At 69.2% G+C, this 16,559-nt stretch carries 14 protein-coding genes; 8 read left to right on the forward strand and 6 right to left on the reverse strand.

What is annotated here, in order from left to right:
- Nucleotides 1-22: 22 nt before the first annotated feature.
- Both A5789_RS17135 and A5789_RS17140 read right to left on the reverse strand, forming a co-directional pair.
- Nucleotides 23-394: a metalloregulator ArsR/SmtB family transcription factor gene (locus tag A5789_RS17135; RefSeq protein ID WP_062966999.1), complete on the reverse strand. Its 372-nt coding sequence runs from the start codon at nt 392-394 to the stop codon at nt 23-25.
- Between the two features lie 8 nt (nt 395-402).
- On the reverse strand, nt 403-1,683 hold the full coding sequence (locus A5789_RS17140) for an MFS transporter (protein ID WP_308248288.1): 1,281 nt from the start codon (nt 1,681-1,683) through the stop codon (nt 403-405).
- A gap of 159 nt (nt 1,684-1,842) precedes the next feature.
- Here A5789_RS17140 and A5789_RS17145 point away from each other — a divergent pair, with 159 nt between their 5' ends.
- The 4 genes from A5789_RS17145 (at nt 1,843) to A5789_RS17160 (ending at nt 5,489) form a co-directional block, all read left to right on the forward strand.
- On the forward strand, nt 1,843-3,210 hold the full coding sequence (locus A5789_RS17145; RefSeq protein ID WP_063016033.1) for a DUF2254 domain-containing protein: 1,368 nt from the start codon (nt 1,843-1,845) through the stop codon (nt 3,208-3,210).
- 135 nt (nt 3,211-3,345) lie between these two features.
- On the forward strand, nt 3,346-3,927 hold the full coding sequence (locus tag A5789_RS17150; RefSeq protein WP_064907216.1) for a dihydrofolate reductase family protein: 582 nt from the start codon (nt 3,346-3,348) through the stop codon (nt 3,925-3,927).
- 10 nt (nt 3,928-3,937) lie between these two features.
- Entirely contained in the window at nt 3,938-4,282 is a 345-nt protein-coding gene (locus A5789_RS17155; RefSeq protein ID WP_063025817.1) for a YciI family protein, read from the forward strand.
- Nucleotides 4,283-4,286: 4 nt separating this feature from the next.
- The gene (locus A5789_RS17160; protein ID WP_064907229.1) at nt 4,287-5,489 is read left to right on the forward strand and encodes an RNA polymerase sigma factor; all 1,203 of its coding nucleotides are present in this window, start codon (nt 4,287-4,289) and stop codon (nt 5,487-5,489) included.
- 4 nt (nt 5,490-5,493) lie between these two features.
- Here A5789_RS17160 and A5789_RS17165 read toward each other — a convergent pair whose 3' ends face one another.
- Nucleotides 5,494-6,303 (reverse strand): class I SAM-dependent methyltransferase, encoded by an 810-nt coding sequence (locus tag A5789_RS17165; RefSeq protein WP_063016030.1) that lies wholly within the window; start codon nt 6,301-6,303, stop codon nt 5,494-5,496.
- A gap of 132 nt (nt 6,304-6,435) precedes the next feature.
- On the opposite strand from A5789_RS17165, the gene A5789_RS17170 reads away from it, so the two are divergent.
- Nucleotides 6,436-7,077, forward strand: a complete 642-nt coding sequence (locus A5789_RS17170; protein ID WP_063016029.1) for a helix-turn-helix domain-containing protein — start codon at nt 6,436-6,438, stop codon at nt 7,075-7,077.
- Nucleotides 7,078-7,178: 101 nt separating this feature from the next.
- On the opposite strand, the gene A5789_RS17175 is transcribed toward A5789_RS17170, so the two are convergent.
- Both A5789_RS17175 and A5789_RS17180 read right to left on the reverse strand, forming a co-directional pair.
- Entirely contained in the window at nt 7,179-8,210 is a 1,032-nt protein-coding gene (locus A5789_RS17175) for an alpha/beta fold hydrolase (RefSeq protein WP_064907230.1), read from the reverse strand.
- A gap of 128 nt (nt 8,211-8,338) precedes the next feature.
- Nucleotides 8,339-11,050 carry an AAA family ATPase gene (locus tag A5789_RS17180; protein ID WP_064907217.1) on the reverse strand — a complete coding sequence of 904 codons (2,712 nt, stop codon included), beginning with the start codon at nt 11,048-11,050 and terminating at the stop codon, nt 8,339-8,341.
- A 446-nt stretch (nt 11,051-11,496) separates the two neighbouring features.
- Here A5789_RS17180 and abc-f point away from each other — a divergent pair, with 446 nt between their 5' ends.
- The 3 genes from abc-f to A5789_RS17195 all read left to right on the forward strand — a co-directional run bounded on the left by abc-f (nt 11,497) and on the right by A5789_RS17195 (nt 15,994).
- Nucleotides 11,497-13,152, forward strand: coding sequence for a ribosomal protection-like ABC-F family protein (gene abc-f, locus A5789_RS17185; RefSeq protein ID WP_064923325.1), 1,656 nt, complete (start codon nt 11,497-11,499; stop codon nt 13,150-13,152).
- A gap of 506 nt (nt 13,153-13,658) precedes the next feature.
- The gene (locus tag A5789_RS17190; RefSeq protein ID WP_064907231.1) at nt 13,659-15,299 is read left to right on the forward strand and encodes an MFS transporter; all 1,641 of its coding nucleotides are present in this window, start codon (nt 13,659-13,661) and stop codon (nt 15,297-15,299) included.
- Nucleotides 15,296-15,994 (forward strand): TetR/AcrR family transcriptional regulator, encoded by a 699-nt coding sequence (locus tag A5789_RS17195; protein ID WP_063018788.1) that lies wholly within the window; start codon nt 15,296-15,298, stop codon nt 15,992-15,994. Before A5789_RS17190 ends, A5789_RS17195 begins: the two co-directional genes overlap by 4 nt.
- On the opposite strand, the gene A5789_RS17200 is transcribed toward A5789_RS17195, so the two are convergent.
- Nucleotides 15,980-16,534 carry a nuclear transport factor 2 family protein gene (locus A5789_RS17200; RefSeq protein ID WP_063018795.1) on the reverse strand — a complete coding sequence of 185 codons (555 nt, stop codon included), beginning with the start codon at nt 16,532-16,534 and terminating at the stop codon, nt 15,980-15,982. The genes A5789_RS17195 and A5789_RS17200 overlap by 15 nt on opposite strands.
- Between the last annotated feature and the right edge of the window lie 25 nt (nt 16,535-16,559).

Genomic DNA, 16,559 nt, shown 5'->3' on the forward strand with positions numbered 1-16,559 from the left:
AGCACCGCCCGCGAACCGCGCCTTATTCGTGGGGCAGCTCGCCGGTGACGATGTGGTCGGCGAGATTGAGTCCTTCCCGGACGAGGCGGGCGAGGTGGCCGTCGCGGATGCGGTAGATGATGCGGCGGCCTTCGCGGCGAGTCTCGACCATGCCGGTGAAGCGGAGTTTCGCCAGGTGCTGGCTGACCGCGGTGCGGGAGCCGCCGCAGGCCTCGGTGAGGGCGGTGACGTCGGCCTCGCCGTCGGCGAGAACCCAGAGGATGTGCAGCCGGGTCGGGTCGGCGAGCATCCGGAACACCGAGGTGGCGGCTTCGAGACGGGCCGGGTCGGGTTCGACGATGTGCACCAGGCTGGGCGGCAGGGCGTCGACTGCGGGGGTTTCCTCACCGGTCATGGGCTGGTTCACCGACTTCCTGCTGTGGCCATCTGCGCACCCGACGATACGTGCACCGGCCACATTCGCGCGGCAACCACGGCGGCCACGGCCGCCAGGACCATCAGGGTCAGCGCCGCGCCGGCCTGTCCGGCGGCGGCGCCCAGCCAGCCGGCGATCGGATAGGTCACCAGGAAGCAGGCGTGCGAGAGCGAGAACTGCGCGGTGAACACGGCCGTGCGGGTGCTGCCGTCGGATTGGGCGCGCAGCAGTCGCGCCGAGGGCGTGTTGATCAGCGAGGTACCCACCCCCATGATCGACCAGGCCACCCCCAGCAGCACCCAGCCCGCGCGTGGTCCGGGCTCGAGCGCCGCGAGCGTCGCGGCACCGGCGAGGCCGACGGGCAGGATCGCGCAGCCGACCAGCATGAGACGCCGATCGGGAATGCCGGTGAGCAGTCGCGGGATCGCCAGCGCGGCGATCATCGAACCGCCGCCGAAGCAACCCAGCGCCACCGCCACCGCGGGTGCCGGCCCGTGCAGCAGGTCGCGGACGTAGACCACGGTATTGACCACGACCAGCGAAGTCGCCGCGGCGACAGCGACATTCATCGCCAGCAACCCGCGCAGCACCGGGCTCGCCGCCATGAGCCGTGCGCCCCAGGTGATCCGGGCCGGCAGCGAGCCGGAGCGGTCGGCGGGCACCGATCGAGGGAGCGAGGTGCGCACGACCATGATCGCGGAGGTCGCGAAACCTGCGGCGGTGCCGACGAACAGCAGGTGGTAGCCGACCACGGTCAGCAATGCCGCCGCCAGTACGGGACTGAGCAGCGATTCCAGGTCGTAGGCCAGCCGTGAGAGCGACAGCCCGCGGGTGTAGTCCTCCTCGTCCGGCAGGATCGACGGGATGACCGCCTGGAATGCCGGGGTGAAGGTCGCCGAGGCCGCCTGCAGCACGAAGATCAGGACATAGATCTGCCAGACGTGCGTGACCAGCGGCAACAGCAAGGCGATGACCAGCCGAACCACATCGGCCGAGACCAGCAGCATCCGCCGCGGCACCCGATCGGTCAGCGCCGAGACCACCGGTGCCACGCCGACGTAGGCGACCATCTTGATCGCGAGTGCCGTGCCCAGCACCGCACCGGCATCGGATCCGGCCAGATCGTAGGCCGCCAAACCCAGCGCGACCGTGAGCAGACCGGTTCCGACGAGGGCCACCACCTGTGCGGTGAACAAGCGCCGGAAACGGTCGTGTCGCAACACCTCCAGCACGTCGGGCCTCCAGAATCCGCGGGACGCATCGAACACGGCCAGTTTAAGACAATAGGTGCGCAATTGCGAACTTATTGTCTCTTCAACGGGCCGCGCCCGCGCCGCGCCACGATTCGATCTCCGCCGAGAGGTGGAGGTAGGTTCGGGTCGACAGGCCGGAAATTCGCCGTCGGCGAGAGCGCAAGGAGGTCCAGCGTGCAAGGGATCTCGCTCGAGGCGGATCGGTGGCGGGAACGGCTGCGCACCAATCTGTGGTTCGTCCCGACGCTGGAAGTCCTGGCCGCGGTGGCGCTGTTCGCACTGACCTTCACGCTCGACCGCGCGGCCTACCACAACGGCACGAGCCTGCCCACCTGGGTGCTGGGCGGCACGCCCGATGCGGCACGCCAGGTTCTCACCGCCATCGCGGCCGCGATCATCACCGTGGTCGGTGTCGTCTTCTCGATCACGATCCTGGCGCTGACGCTGGCCTCCACTCAGTTCGGGCCGCGCATGCTGCGCAACTTCATCCGCGACCGCGGCACCCAGCTGACGCTCGGCACCTTCGTCGCGACCTTCGTCTACGCCATCGCGGCACTGGTGTCGGTCGGCGAGAATTTCGTCCCGCACATCAGCGCGACGGTGTCGATCGGCTCGCTGGTGGTGGATCTGGCGGTGCTGATCTACTTCATCAATCACATCGGCGGGCAGATCCAGCTGCCGAATGTGGTCGCCGACATCGCGCGCGAAGTGCGCACGGCGGTCGACGCCAATGCCGATACCACCGCGAGCGGGGCGAAACATGGTCCGTCGGCGCGGGAACTCCGCGATCTGCTGGCCCGCTCCGGTGGCGAGGTGCGCACCTCCAGCAGCGGATATCTCCAGTACATCCGCTACGAGCGGCTGGTCCGGCTGGCCGCCGAAGCGGATGCGGTCATCCATTTACCTTATCGCCCAGGACATTTCGTGACCGAGGGGCAGGTGATCGCGCGGGTGTGGCCGGCACAGGCCGCGAAGGGGATCGAGAAGAAATTCTCCCGCGGCCACGTCACCGGCTCGATGCGCAGCCTGGTGCAGGACGTCTCCTTCGGCGTCGATCAGATCGTCGAGATCGCACTGCGTGCGCTCGCCTCCGCGACCAACGACACCTTCACGGTGCTGACGTGTATCGATTGGCTCGGCGACTGCCTGTCGCGGATCGCGGTCACCTGGGAGCCGAATCCGGTGCGCCGCGACAAGGACGGTCATATCCGGGTGCTCGCCGCCCAGGTCAGCTACGAGCGGCTGGTGCAGCGCGCGTTCGAGAAGATCCGCCAGGCCGGTGCCGGGCAGCCGGCCGTGATGATTCGCCAGCTCGACGCGCTGGCACAGATCGCCGACCGCGTCACCGACCCCGATCGGCTCCGGGTGATCCTCGAACAGGCGACGATGATCGAGCACGCCGTCCCGCTCATCCCGGAAGAACCCGACCGCGCCGACGTCCTGCGCCGCTGCCACGCCCTGCGCGGCCAGATCGCGGCGGAGCGCTCGGCGCTCGCCACGCGATCGCGAAAGACCACGCTCACACCGAATCCGAAGCCGTAGCTCGGCGGCGCTCAGATCGGATCGCCGCCGGCGACTCGACAATTCTTCGCCCGATGTCGATTCCGGCGGCGGCCGTTCGTATAGGAGGTGAGGGGCGCGATCGTGCGCGTTCCCGGAATCGAGAGGAGCAGGGCGATGCGAGCGATCACGGTGACCATGAATGTCACGCTCGACGGTGTCGTACAGGGGCTGGGACGCGCGGACGAGGACACCCGGGGCGGTTTTCCGTTCGGCGGCTGGGGGCAGCGATTTCAGGACGAGGTGCTCGCCCGGGAGATGGGCGGGGATATGGCCCGGCCCGGCGACATGCTGTTCGGGCGGCGCACCTGGGAGGACTTCACCACCGTGTGGGGGCGGGCGGACGACAACCCCTACAGCGAACATATGAACGCGGCGACGAAGTACGTCGCATCGACCGGCCTCGACGACGTCGACGCGTGGCAGAACTCGATTCTGTTGCGCGGCGACGCGACTCGGACCGTGCGCGAACTGAAGGCACGTCCGGGAAAGGATCTGTCGATCATCGGCAGTGCGGCCCTGGTGCGCAGCCTGCACGCCGCCGGGCTGATCGATCGGTACACGCTGGTGATCCACCCACTCACCCTCGGTGCGGGGACCAGGTTGTTCGAGGGCGCGGCGCCGTTGACCGAATTTCGCCTCCTCGGTAGCGTCGCGACCACCGCGGGTGTGATCATCGCCCGCTACGCCCGGCGCTGAGGAGAGGGCCGTGCCCGAGTATCTGCTCTCGATCTACCAACCCGACAGTGGTGCGCCCGATGCCGAGACCATGGAACGGATCGTCGCCGAATTGCACCGCCTCAACGAAGAATTGCGCGAGAGCGGGTCGTGGGTGTTCACCGGCGGCCTGCACGCGGCGGACAGCGCGACCGTGGTGCGCGCCGACGGGCTGATCACCGACGGGCCCTATCTGGAGGGCAAGGAACATATCGGTGGCATCTGGGTGATCACCGCGGCCGATCTGGACGCGGCGCTGGCCTGGGGACGCAAGGCCGCGGCGGCCACCACGTTGCCGATCGAAATCCGCCCGTTCCGGGATGTTCCGCCGTTCTGACGCGATGACGCCGGATCGGATCGCCGCCGTCTTCCGCGCCGAATACGGCCGGGCCGTCGCCGTGCTGATTCGCACGCTCGGCGATATCGACCTGGCCGAGGACGCGGTCGCCGACGCCTTTGCCACCGCGCTGCGCCGCTGGCCGCAGGACGGACCGCCGCCGAGTCCGGCCGGGTGGATCATCACCACCGCCCGGCGCCGAGCCATCGATACGCTGCGCCGCGAATCCGCCAGGGCCGGCAAGTACGCCGAGGCGGCGATCGTGCACGCCCCGCCCGACGACGCCGAGGAGACCGCCGTGCCCGACGAGCGCCTCCGGCTGATCTTCACCTGCTGCCATCCGGCACTGAACCGGCCCGCGCAGGTCGCGCTGACGCTGCGGCTGCTGGGCGGGCTGACAACGCCCGAAATCGCGCGCGCGTTCCTGGTCCGGGAGGCGACGATGGCGCAGCGACTGGCCCGCGCGAAGGCCAAGATTCGCGACGCCCGTATCCCCTACCGGGTGCCCGGCGAGGCCGAGTTGCCCGAGCGGCTCGATTCGGTGCTCGCGACCCTGTTTCTCATCTTCAACGAGGGATATGTCGCCTCGTCGGGCACGGAACTGCTGCGCGCGGACCTGTGCGAGGAGGCCGTGCGGCTCACGCGCGCACTGGTCGAGTCGATGCCCGAGGAGCCGGAGGCGGCGGGCCTGCTCGCCCTCATGCTGCTCACCCACGCTCGCCGCGGCGCCCGCACCGATGCGACCGGCGCCTTCGTCCGGCTCGCCGACCAGGACCGCGGCCGCTGGGATGCCGCACTGGTCGCGGAGGGCCGGGCGATCGTCCGCACCTGCCTGCGCCGCAACCGCCCCGGCCGGTATCAGCTGCTCGCCGCGATCAATGCCGCGCACACCGATCCGGTCACCGACTGGACGCAGATCCTCGCGCTCTACGACCGGTTGGCGCGCCTGGACCCGAATCCCGTTGTGGCACTTCATCGAGCGGTGGCGGTGGCCGAGGTCGACGGGCCGGCCGCGGCACTGAGTCTCGTCGACGGCCTGGACCTGACCGAGCACTACCTGTTTCACGCCGTCCGCGCGGATCTGCTTGCCCGCCTGGGCCGGACGGACGAGGCGAGGCGCAGTTTCGATACCGCGGCCCGCCTCACCGGAAATCAACGCGAACGCGACTACCTCGCCACCCGAAGTGCCGCGCTCACACCCCGCTGACCGGTCACCGCGCCCGCGCCACCGCGCGAATCGCGCGCAGCCGCCCGTCGGCCAGCGCATCGGTGAGATGTGCTGCGCGCGTGGCGAAGTCGGGCACGAAGGCGTGCAGGCCCAGCGGGCTCGGCGGTAGCTGGCGCACCATGCGCATCACGGCCACGGCCTCGTCGGTGCGGTCGTCCCACCGCTCGACGGCGAATCCGGCCGCCTCGATCGTCGTCCGCAGGGTGGCGGGCGTGGTGAGGTGACCGAAGCCGGGGCCGTCGGCCCACGGGAGCGGATAGTCGGGTTCACCGGCGCCGGAGGCGGTGATATCCCAGAGTGCGAGCCGTCCCCCACGCGCCAGAACTCGGCGCATTTCGTGGTAGAGGCCGTTCTTGTCGGCGATATTCATCTGGACGTGCTGACTGAATACGACCTGGAAGGCGCCGTCCGGAAACGGTAGTGCGGTGACATCGGCGCACCGCACGGTGATGCGGTCGTCCAACCCCACGAGCCGGTCGAGCCAGCGAGCGATCTCGCAATACTCCTCGACCAGATCGACTCCGGTGACCCGGCAGCCGAATCGGTCCGCCAGGTATCGGGCGGTGCCGCCGATGCCGGTGCCGGCGTCGAGAACCTCGGTGGCGGAAGAGATGTCGACCAGATCGGCCAGTTCACCGGTGGCGATGCGCCCACTGGTGTGGAAGTCCTCGAGCATCGCCAGATCGTCGAGCCGCAGGCGGCCGAGATCCTTTCCGGCGGCCAGCAACGCCCGTTCGATATCGGCCCGGGCCGCGCCGGTGGCGTACTGGGCGGGGATCTGGCTGCGAGTCATGCGCTTGCTCCGATACAGAGGGAATTCCCGGCCACTCGGCGACCGACCTTGCCATTTCATGCTAGGACGAGAAAGTAGAGTTTTTCAACTAACAAATTCAGAATCTCTACTTCAGGCCGGTATAGTGGACGCATGCGAAGCTACGGCCAGTACTGTTCGATCGCCCGCGCGCTGGATGTGGTGGGCGATCGCTGGACCCTGCTGATCGTGCGCGAGCTGCTGATCCAGGGGCCGTGCCGATTCACCGATCTCAAGAACGGGCTGCCCGGCATCGCCGCGAATCTGCTGTCCACCCGCCTGCGCGAACTGGAGGACGCCGGATTGATCGCCCGCGACGACGCGCCGCCGCCCGTCGCATCGGCTCTCTATCGGCTCACCGATGCGGGCCGGGAACTGGAACCCGCACTGCGAGCACTGGGACGCTGGGGACTGCGGTACATGGATACGGTCGACCCGGACGACGCGTTCCTCCCGCAGTGGCTGGCCTACGCAGCCGGATGGTTCACCGCCGACGCCGATCCCGCGGCCGCACCGGTGGTGATTCAACTCGTCGTCGACGAGGTGCGTGCGGTCGTCGACATCGGCGCAGGTCGCGTCGAGACCCGCGTCGGCAGCACCGACGCCGCCGATCTGACCCTCGACGGACCCGCCAATGCGGTCCTCGGCCTGCTCACCGGCGTGATCGATCTGAATGTGGCACAGCAGCTCGGCCTCGCCGCACGCGGCGACCACGACGCACTCACCCGCCTGCGGCCCGTCGCGCAAGACTCATAACCTCCGCACAGGCGAGACCGCGGACGCGGACATCGGCACAACAGCGCAAGACCCGCGCCGCTACATCGTGGCGCGGGTGTTGCGTTGTCTCCCAGCGGGTTTCAGAGATGGTCGGCGTCGATCACGGCCTGCGCGAAGGCCGCGGGCGCTTCCTGCGGGACATCGTGGCCGACCCCGGGCAGCGTGCGGTGTTCGTACTTGCCGGTGAACTTCGCGCGGTAGCTCGTGCCGTCGGCATTGGCGCCGTCGAAATCGCTGCCGATGGTGACGGTCGGGACGGTGATCGCCGGGCCCTGCGCCAGCGCGGTCTCCTCCGCGGCGTACTGCGGTTCGCCGGGGACCAGGCCCAGACGCCAGCGGTAGTTGGAGATCACGACGTCGACATGGTCGGGATTGTCGAACGAGCCGGCGCTGCGGTCGTAGGTGGCGTCGTCGAAGTTCCACTTCGGCGAGGCGGTCTTCCAGATGTACTTGTCGAAGTCGTGGACGTTGCGGCGATAGCCCAGCACACCGCGGTCGGTGGCGAAGTAGTACTGGTACCACCAGCCGGCCTCCGCGGCCGGCGCGAGCGGCTGCTGGTTGGCCGCGACATCGGTGATCAGGTATCCGCTCACGGCAACCAGCGCCTTCACCCGCTGCGGCCACAGCGCGGCGATCACATCGGCCGTCCTTGCCCCCCAGTCGTATCCGCCGAGGATCGCCTTGTCGATGTGCAGCGCGTCCATGAGCGCGACGATGTCGTGCGCGACCGCCGCCTGCTCGCCGTTGCGCGCGGTATCCGGGGACAGGAATCGCGTCGGACCGTAGCCGCGCAGATACGGCACGATCACCCGGTAGCCCTGTGCGGCCAGCCGCGGGCCGACGTCGATGTAGCTCGCCGGGTCGTAGGGCCAGCCGTGGATCAGCACGACCGCCGGGCCGTTCTCCGGACCGTATTCGACGTAGGCGGTGTCGAGGACACCGGCGGTGATGTGCTTGATCGGCCCGAGCGTGGTGTGTTCACCGGCGCCGACGCCCGCGGCGCTCGCCGGAGCGGCGGGAGCCTGCGCATCCGTACCCGACGAGCACGCCGTCAGCGACGCCGCTACCGCTGCCGCCGCGATGATCTGCGCGAACCGCTTCTTGGTGAACATCTGCTCATCTCCCGTGTTCTCGTCCGCCGCGCCCACTGCCACGGCTGCGATACGAGAAACGGTAGGCGGCACGGGTGTGCTGTCGCGCCCGTCGGATGACGGTATGTGCATACGTCATCGCGTGCGGGCTACGGCACCGGATCCGTCGCGGTGCGCAGTGCGCCGGCCAGTTCGGCACGGGAGGTGACACCGAGTTTCGGGAAGATGCGGTGCAGGTGGGTGCTGACGGTGCGATGCGACAGATACAGCCGCTGCCCGATCTCCCGGTTGGTGAGCCCTTCGGCGGCCAGCTGCGCGATACCCAGTTCGTGCGGGGTCAGGCTGTCGCGTGCGTCGGGGTCGCGGCGCGGGCTGGTCTCCCCCGCGCCCCGGAGTTCGCGCCGCGCGCGATCGCCCCAGGGCCGCGCGCCCAGCGCGTCGAAGGTGTCGCGGGCCGCTCGCAGCTGTGCCCGCGACTCGACGATGCGCCGCTGCCGGCGCAACCACTCCCCGAAGGCGAGCTGGACGCGGGCGCGTTCGAACGGCCACCCGTCCGGATCGGCGTCGAGAGCAGCGGTGAACAGGTCTTCCGCGGACTCGGCCGACGCGAGCAGGGCGCGGGCGTAGCGCAGGCCGACATGCAGGGCCGGTGACGGACTACACCGGGCCGGCTCCTCGAATTCACGCACGATCTCCTCCGCCTCCTCGACGCGCCCGGCGCGCACCGCGGCCTCGACCAGATCGCCCACGACGTAGGCGCGCAGGGCGAGCTGATAGGCCGGGTCGGCGGGGTCGAGAATTCGGCGCAGGTCGGCGAGCGCGTCGTCGTAGCGGCCCTGTCCGAGTGCGACGAGAGCGCGGGCCCGTTGCACGGTGGCCAGTACCGGTCGCGCGCCGGCGGCCGCGCCGATCCGTTCGGCCTCCTCGGCGCGCTCGACCGCTTCGTCGAAATCGCCTCGTAGCGCGGCGATTTCGGCTCCGACAGCGACGGCGAGACCGTACATGAAGTGCTGGCCGGTTTCCGGTCCGAGGCGCCCGGCCTCGGCCGCGGCCGCCGCACCGCCCACCAGATCACCGGTGCGCGCACAACTCCAGGCCCGCACCGCCAGCGCCCTGGTCAGCAGGCCGAGCCTGCCCTGTTCCCGCAGGCCGGTGATCGCCGTGGCGGAGAAGCGGCCGGCCAGTGCGAAGGCGCCGATCTGCAACGCCGCGCTGCCGAGATAGCGGTCCACCTCCGGATCGGCGCCGGTTTGCCCGGCCAGTGCGCGCAGTTGCTCCGAGACCGTCGCGCCGCGCTCGAACGGGGCCACGTAGGCGGTGATCGCCACGATCCGCGGATCGCCGACGGGCAGACCCGTACCGTCGGCGACGGTCAGCAGGGCGCGGCGCGCGTCCGGACCCGGCTCGGACCAGAAACAGCGCATGGCGGTCCCCCACAGGATGCGCATCGCGAGGTCGCGATCCCCTTCCACCGCAACGGTTTCGGCGAGTTTCGCGAGTTCGGTGGTGCGGGCCGGATCCTCACCGACGCCGTCGTCGAATCCGCTGACCAGCCAGGTCGCCAAGGCGCGCTGACGCTGGTCGAGATCCTGGCGACCGGCGTCGCGCAGCAGCCGATCCACGGTGTCGCGCTCGCCGGATTCCACCGCCAGCTCGGCGGCGCGCAACAGTCGTCCCACCCGCGCCGCCGGTGTGTCGGTCAGGCGCGCGGCGTGTTCCAGGGTCGTGATCGCCGCCGCCACCCCGCCCCGGCGCAACGCCCGCTCGGCCGCGGCCTCGAGTTCGGCCGCGGCGGCGTCGTCCGGTCCGGTGACGGCGGCCGCGTGATGGCGGGCGGCGCGGTCCGGCTGCTCGCGCAGGGTCGAGGCCAGCGCACGATGGGCGGCACGGCGGGCGGCAGGCTGCGCCCCGGCGGGGATCGCCGACCGCATCAGCGGATGACGGAATCGCACTGCGCCGGAATCGATCTCGATCAACCCTGCGGTGACGGCGGGGGTCAGGTCCGCGTCGTCGACCGGGCCGCCGACCAGCAGTGCGGCGGCCGCGAGCGTTTCCGCTACCGACAGTTCGTCGAGCGCGGCGAGCAGCAGGACGGTGCGGGTCGTCTCGGGCAACTGATCGGCCCGCAGACCGAACGCACGTTCCAGCCGCTCGGTGAGCGGCAACGCCACCTCGGGCCGGTCGGTGGCCGAGGGTAATTCCTTCAGCGCCAACGGATTTCCGGCCGCGGCCGCCAGGACCCGTTCTCGCCGGTGATCGTCGAGGCCGGGCGCGGCGGTGTCGAGCAGCTGCCGCGCCTCCTCCTCGTCCAGTCGCGAGAGTGCCAGCGTCGGGTGCCCGGCCTGCGACAGCGCCGCCTGCGCGTCCCGGGTGGCGGCGACCAGCACAATCGGCTCGGATTCCAGCCGGCGGGCGAGGAAGCCGAGCACGCCGGCGGTCGCGGCATCGAGCCAGTGCAGGTCCTCCACCACCAGCAGCAGCGGCTGTTCGGCCGCCCGATCGCTGAGCAGGGTCAGCAGCGCCGCACCGATCAGATATTCGCTCGGTGCGGCCACGTCGACGAATCCGAGCGCGGCGTTCAGTGCCGCGGCCTGGGTGGGCGGCAGCGCATCGTTGCCGGTACGCAGCGGGAACACGATCTGATGCAATCCGGCGTAGGGCAGCTGCTGTTCGGCCTCGGTCGCGGTCACGGTCACGACCCGGACGCCCGCCAGCCTGGCCATCGCCGCGACCTCGTGCAGGAGCGCGGTTTTACCGATCCCCGCTTCGCCCGCGATGACGACGACGCCGCCGCGCTCGGCGATGCCGGTGATCGACTCGTCCAGATATTTGAGTTCCGATTCCCGTCCGACCAGCGACATCCGTGAGCACTCCTGTCCGGTCCCGGCACCGGCCGGCGCCGGTCACCGCGGGGCGATAGCAACACACCGAGCGAACTCGGCATGCCGTCGACACTATCGGTTCCACGGGCGAACCAGCGGACTCCGGGGCGCGATCCCGCCCGGGACAGGCTCGGAATGCCGCGGCCGGCGGCGATGAACACCCCTCGCCCGGACGGCCCGTCGACGCACGAGCAGTAACCCGACCTGACCTTTTCCGTGCGATGCGGTCCCGGCTGTTATCGTCGGGCGGAGTCGGTAGATCAAGGAGACCAGACATGGTTGGTGAACTCGACATCTCCGGATAGACCCGGAAGTCACGGCCACCGGTAGGCGCACGCGGCGCCGCCGACGTGGCCATGTCGTCGTTCACCCGATCACCCTGCGGCGCGATCGCACCGTGCCGCAACGACTTTCGAGGTCTCACCATGTCCGATGCCTTCATCGTCTGTTCGAACCTGTCGTTCACCTGGCCCGACGACACCCCGGTGTTCCGGGATCTGTCCTTCAGCGTGCCGGGCGGACGGACCGGCCTGGTCGCCCCCAACGGCGCCGGGAAGACCACCCTGCTGCGCCTGATCGCCGGCGAGCTGACCCCTTCGGCGGGCAGCATCACCGTCGACGGCGCCATGGGATATCTGCCGCAGAATCTGCCCCTGACCGGAGAGCTGACGGTCGCTGAAGTTCTCGGCATCGCACCGGTGCTGGCCGCGCTGGCGGCCGTCGAATCCGGCGACACCGACGAGCGGCACTTCACCACCATCGGCACCGACTGGGACATCGAGGAACGCACGCGCGCTCAACTGGACCGGCTCGGGCTGGCCGCGTTGCCGCTCGACCGGCGGCTGCACACCCTCAGCGGCGGGCAGATCGTCTCGCTCGGACTGGCCGCGCAGCTCCTGCGGCGACCGGATGTGCTGCTGCTCGACGAACCCACCAACAACCTCGATCTCGAGGCGCGCCACCAGCTCTACGACGTGCTCACCGACTGGAACGGCTGCCTGCTGCTGGTCAGCCACGACCGGGCCCTGCTCGACCGCACCGATCGCATCGCCGAACTCTACGACGGCGAAATCCGTTACTACGGTGGTAGTTTCACCGACTACGAGCAAGCGGTGCAGGCCGAGCAGGCGGTGGCGGAGAAGAACATCCGCACCGCCGAACAGGAGGTCAAGCGCGAGAAGCGGGAATTGCAGCAGGCTCGCGAACGCGCCGCGCGCCGGGCGAGCAACGCGCAGCGCAATCTCGGCAACGCCGGACTGCCGAAGATCTTCGCCGGCACCATGAAACGCAATGCCCAGCAGTCGGCGGGTCGCGCGAACGAAACCCACGGCGCCCGGCTGGACGCCGCGAAGAACCGCCTCGACGAGGCCGGGCGGGCGCTGCGCGAAGAACAGCGCATCGTGCTGAACCTGCCCGATACCGAGGTCCCGGCCGGCCGCACGCTGTTCGCCGCCGAGCACATCCGGTTCCGCTTCGGCGAGCGCGAGTTGTTCGCCGGCGAGGGCGCCGATCTCACCGTCCGCGGACCCGAGCGCATCGCCTTGACCGGACCCAACGGCGCGGGCAAGTCCACGCTGCTGCGCATCGTGCACGGCGACCTCACCCCCGACAGCGGTACCGTTACCCGCGCCGACGGCCGGATCGCCTACCTGTCCCAGCGGCTGGACCTGCTCGATGCCGACCGGACCGTGGCGGAGAATCTGGCCGCCGCCGCCCCGCACCTGCCCGCCGCGCAGCGGATGAATCTGTTGGCGCGCTTCCTGTTCCGCGGCTCGCGCGCCCATCTGCCGGTCGGCGTCCTCTCCGGCGGGGAGCGACTGCGGGCCACACTGGCCTGCGTGCTGTTCGCCGAACCCGCGCCGCAACTGCTGTTGCTCGACGAACCCACCAACAACCTCGATCTGGTGAGTGTCGGACAGCTGGTCGGCGCCCTGGAGTCCTATCGGGGCGCGATCGTGGTCGTCAGTCACGACGAACACTTTCTCGCCGAGGTGCGGGTGAGCCGGCACTTGCGACTCGCGGACGGCCGCCTGGCCGACGACAACGCCGCCGTATCCGCCGAACCCCCGTCTCCCCGATAACACCCGACGGCTCCGAAACCGAGCGTGGCGGCGGTCGAATCGAGCGTTTCGTCCGCCGCCATCGGGGGACGACCGGTTTCGGTGTCACGCGGATCGCGCGTCGGGGCGGCTCGCGCGCTCACGCCCCGTCGCCGACCGTTCCCACCACTGGCAGGTATGACCTTCTGCCCGCCACTAGAATCGGCGTGTTGTCGTACCTACCGCAGCGATCGGTAACCACCGATTAGCCCGAGTCGCACACAATCCACACTCCCCTGCGCGCCGGCGCCATCCGCCCGGCGCCGGATTTCCGCAAAACTGCTGCTGACGCGCCCCACTCGGGGACATCGGCGGTAGGCCCGCGACCGCTCGCCGATCCCCACGCGAAAAGTATTTCCGGAGAAGGCTTTTCACATTAGATCTTCCGAAACAGGCCATCGATCTGCACGTTTCGTGTGTAGGCTACCGCCCGGTAGCTGTTCGACGGCCGAGGGGTGGCGGCTGATGTAGTAGACGAGGATCCGGTGATGCAAGGCAGGGAATCCGTCGAATCTCCCCATTTACCCGACACACTCGGCGCCGGCCGGCGCACCTGGGCGTTCTGGCTGGGCCTGACGGCCACCACCGGCGGAGTGCTGCTGCACCTGCCGATGTTCCGGATGGCCCGGGACATGGGCTACCGCATGGCGGGAATGCCCATGGACACCGCGATGATCTGCGGTATGGCGCTGATCGTGGCCGGATTGGCGCTGACCACCTACGGCCTTTTCCCGACTCGATCGGTGCACCACCGGGTGGTCGCGCTGCGGGTGCGCGCCCTCGATGACGCCCCCATCAACCGCGTGCATGTGGTGCTGATGCTGGTGATGGCGGCCGCAATCACCATCGATGTGATGAAGCCGACGACACTGTCGTTCGTGGTACCCGGAGTCGGCGCCGAATACCACCTGAGAACACCGGCCAACCCGCATGTCGACGCGCTGCCGGTCGCGTTGCTGCCGCTGTCGGGCATCGCGGGCACCGTACTCGGCTCGTTCCTGTGGGGCTGGCTCGGCGACCGGATGGGACGCAAGGCCGCCATCCTGCTGGCCGGAATCTTCTTCGTGGGCACCTCGATCTGTGGCGCGATGCCCAGTTTCGAATGGAACGTGGCGATGTGTTTCGTCATGGGGCTGGGCGCCGGGGGGATGTTGCCGATCGCGTTCACGCTTCTCTCGGAGACCATCCCGGCCCGGCATCGCGGCTGGTTGCTGGTGCTGATCGGGGGTGACATCGCCGGCGCCTACATCGTCACCAGCTGGCTTTCGTCGACCATCGGGCACACCTACAGCTGGCGCAGCCTGTGGCTGCTCGGGTTGCCGACAGGATTCCTGCTGGTGCTGCTGGTGCGCTGGATCCCGGAATCGCCGCGCTACCTGCTGGCCGTCGGCCGTCACCGCGAGGCCGAAGACGTGCTGCGCACCTACAACGCCGAGATCGTCCCGGTCGAGCACAGCGAACTGGCCGCCGAGGACGGCGTGCGCGACGGGTTCGGACAACTGCTGCGGCGGCCGTATCTCGGTGTCACCGTGGTGTTGTCACTGATCGGGCTCGGGGTCGGCTTGGTCACCTACGGATTCCAGTTGTGGTTGCCGACCAATCTGCGCAATCTCGGATTCAGCGATGTGACCGCCGATCGCATCCTGCGCGATTCCGCCCTCATCGGATTCCCGCTGAACTTCGCCGTCGCCTACTGCTATCACCGTTCCACCAAATGGACCCTCATCACGCTGGGCGCGCTGCTGGCGGTGACCCTGGCCGGATTCGTGATACTCGGCGACCATGTGGCCGACCACCGGCTGCTGCTCAATATCCTTCTGGTAGTGCCCATCTGGGGTTCCAGCTCGATCGTGGCGGTGATCGTCGCCTACGGCGCGGAGATCTACCCGACCCGGATCCGCTCGCGCGGCAGCGGTGTCGCGGCGGCCATGACGAAGGCCGGCGGCGTCGGTGTGATCGCACTGGTGGTGCTGGCGGTGGCCGCGCCCTCGATCAGCGTCATGGCCTTGATCAGTGCGGTGCCGATCGCGCTGGCGACGATCGCGGCGGTGGTCTACATCGTGGAGACGCGGCGCCGCTCCCTGGAGGACATCACCGCCGCCGAACTGCGAACGGTGGCGGCGGCATGAGCGCGACTGCCTGTGAATCCGGTGCCGCGGTGGCACAGTCGTTACGAGATCGCTTGATCCACGCGACTATTCAACTCATCTCCGCGGAGGGCCTGACCTCCCTGACCGTGCGACGAGTGTCGCGGATCTGCGAAGTGTCGACCATGGCGATCTACTCCAATTTCAGCGGAATGCCCGGACTGCTGCGCGCGGTGGGCTCGGCCGGATTCGCCCAGCTCTCGGCCCGGCTGGCCGAGTGTGGGTGCACCGACGACCCGATCACCGACATTCTGGTGCTGGGCTTCGTCTTTCGCGACGAAGCGCTGCGCAAACCCGAACTGTTCCGCCTGATGTTCGCCACCGAATCACCCAGGGCGGAGGTGAAGCTGCATCGCGGCAACATCCTGTCCGGTACCGGTGATTCGGACTTCGACAACTTCGCCGAGAGTTTCGACCACGTGGTGCGGGCGACCCAGCGCGCCCTCGACGCCGGCCTGGTTCGCGCGGAGAACGCACGGGCGGCGGCGGCCCAATTCTGGACGGGTCTCTACGGTTTCATCCAGCTGGACATGGCCGGGCTCTACGGAGACGAGGGCGTCGGCGAGGTACTGCTGCCCTCGATCGTGAACATCATGATCGGCATGGGCGCCGATCCCGAGTGGGTGCAGCGCTCGGTGCACCGCGCGGTGGAGCGCGTGCTCTCACCCACGTCCTGACCGGCGGCGCAGCCGCACGCCGGCGCGCTGCATGCGAGCCATCGCGCGTTCGGCGAAACCGTTGCGCTTGGGTAGCAGTTCGAGTTGCAGCAACAGTTCGTTCAGGTCCCAGGTGGCCTTGCTACGCCAGATCAGCCCCTCGCGAAACTGCCAGATGTCGACCACGAACAGGTCGAACTTCTTGCCGGTACCGGCGAATCCGGGCGGATCGATCGGCCCCGTATTGGTGCCGGTCATCCGCCACGGCACGATCGCGGCCAGCCCGTCGGCGGTGACGGCGGGCTCGAACACGAGGTGATAAGCCACATCCGGAAACGAGCGCACGGTGTCGTCGACGAATGCCGCGACCGCGGACCGGCCGATCATGACATGTTCTTCGGACGGGTCGAGCCAGCGGGTGTCCTCGCTGACGCAGGCGGCGACGGCGGCGGCGTCACCGGCGTTCCACCCGGCGATGTAGTGGTCGACGAACCCGCGCAGCCAGGCGGGGTCGGTAATCGGGTCGGCTCCCGGATCGAGCGCGAATTCACCGGATTTCATGACGGCTGAATGTACCCGAATAACA

The sequence above is a fragment of the Nocardia sp. 852002-51101_SCH5132738 genome, from assembly GCF_001665695.1.
Classification (GTDB): domain Bacteria; phylum Actinomycetota; class Actinomycetes; order Mycobacteriales; family Mycobacteriaceae; genus Nocardia; species Nocardia nova.

What these genes read in the sequence shown, in the direction of transcription:
- A5789_RS17150 (WP_064907216.1), top strand. Translation starts at nt 3,346, where the DNA reads ATGCGAGCGATCACGGTGACCATGAATGTCACGCTCGACGGTGTCGTA.
- A5789_RS17190 (WP_064907231.1), top strand. Translation starts at nt 13,659, where the DNA reads ATGCAAGGCAGGGAATCCGTCGAATCTCCCCATTTACCCGACACACTC.
- A5789_RS17200 (WP_063018795.1), bottom strand. Translation starts at nt 16,534, where the DNA reads ATGAAATCCGGTGAATTCGCGCTCGATCCGGGAGCCGACCCGATTACC.
- A5789_RS17165 (WP_063016030.1), bottom strand. Translation starts at nt 6,303, where the DNA reads ATGACTCGCAGCCAGATCCCCGCCCAGTACGCCACCGGCGCGGCCCGG.
- A5789_RS17180 (WP_064907217.1), bottom strand. Translation starts at nt 11,050, where the DNA reads ATGTCGCTGGTCGGACGGGAATCGGAACTCAAATATCTGGACGAGTCG.
- A5789_RS17175 (WP_064907230.1), bottom strand. Translation starts at nt 8,210, where the DNA reads ATGTTCACCAAGAAGCGGTTCGCGCAGATCATCGCGGCGGCAGCGGTA.
- A5789_RS17195 (WP_063018788.1), top strand. Translation starts at nt 15,296, where the DNA reads ATGAGCGCGACTGCCTGTGAATCCGGTGCCGCGGTGGCACAGTCGTTA.
- A5789_RS17160 (WP_064907229.1), top strand. Translation starts at nt 4,287, where the DNA reads ATGACGCCGGATCGGATCGCCGCCGTCTTCCGCGCCGAATACGGCCGG.
- abc-f (WP_064923325.1), top strand. Translation starts at nt 11,497, where the DNA reads ATGTCCGATGCCTTCATCGTCTGTTCGAACCTGTCGTTCACCTGGCCC.
- A5789_RS17135 (WP_062966999.1), bottom strand. Translation starts at nt 394, where the DNA reads ATGACCGGTGAGGAAACCCCCGCAGTCGACGCCCTGCCGCCCAGCCTG.
- A5789_RS17170 (WP_063016029.1), top strand. Translation starts at nt 6,436, where the DNA reads ATGCGAAGCTACGGCCAGTACTGTTCGATCGCCCGCGCGCTGGATGTG.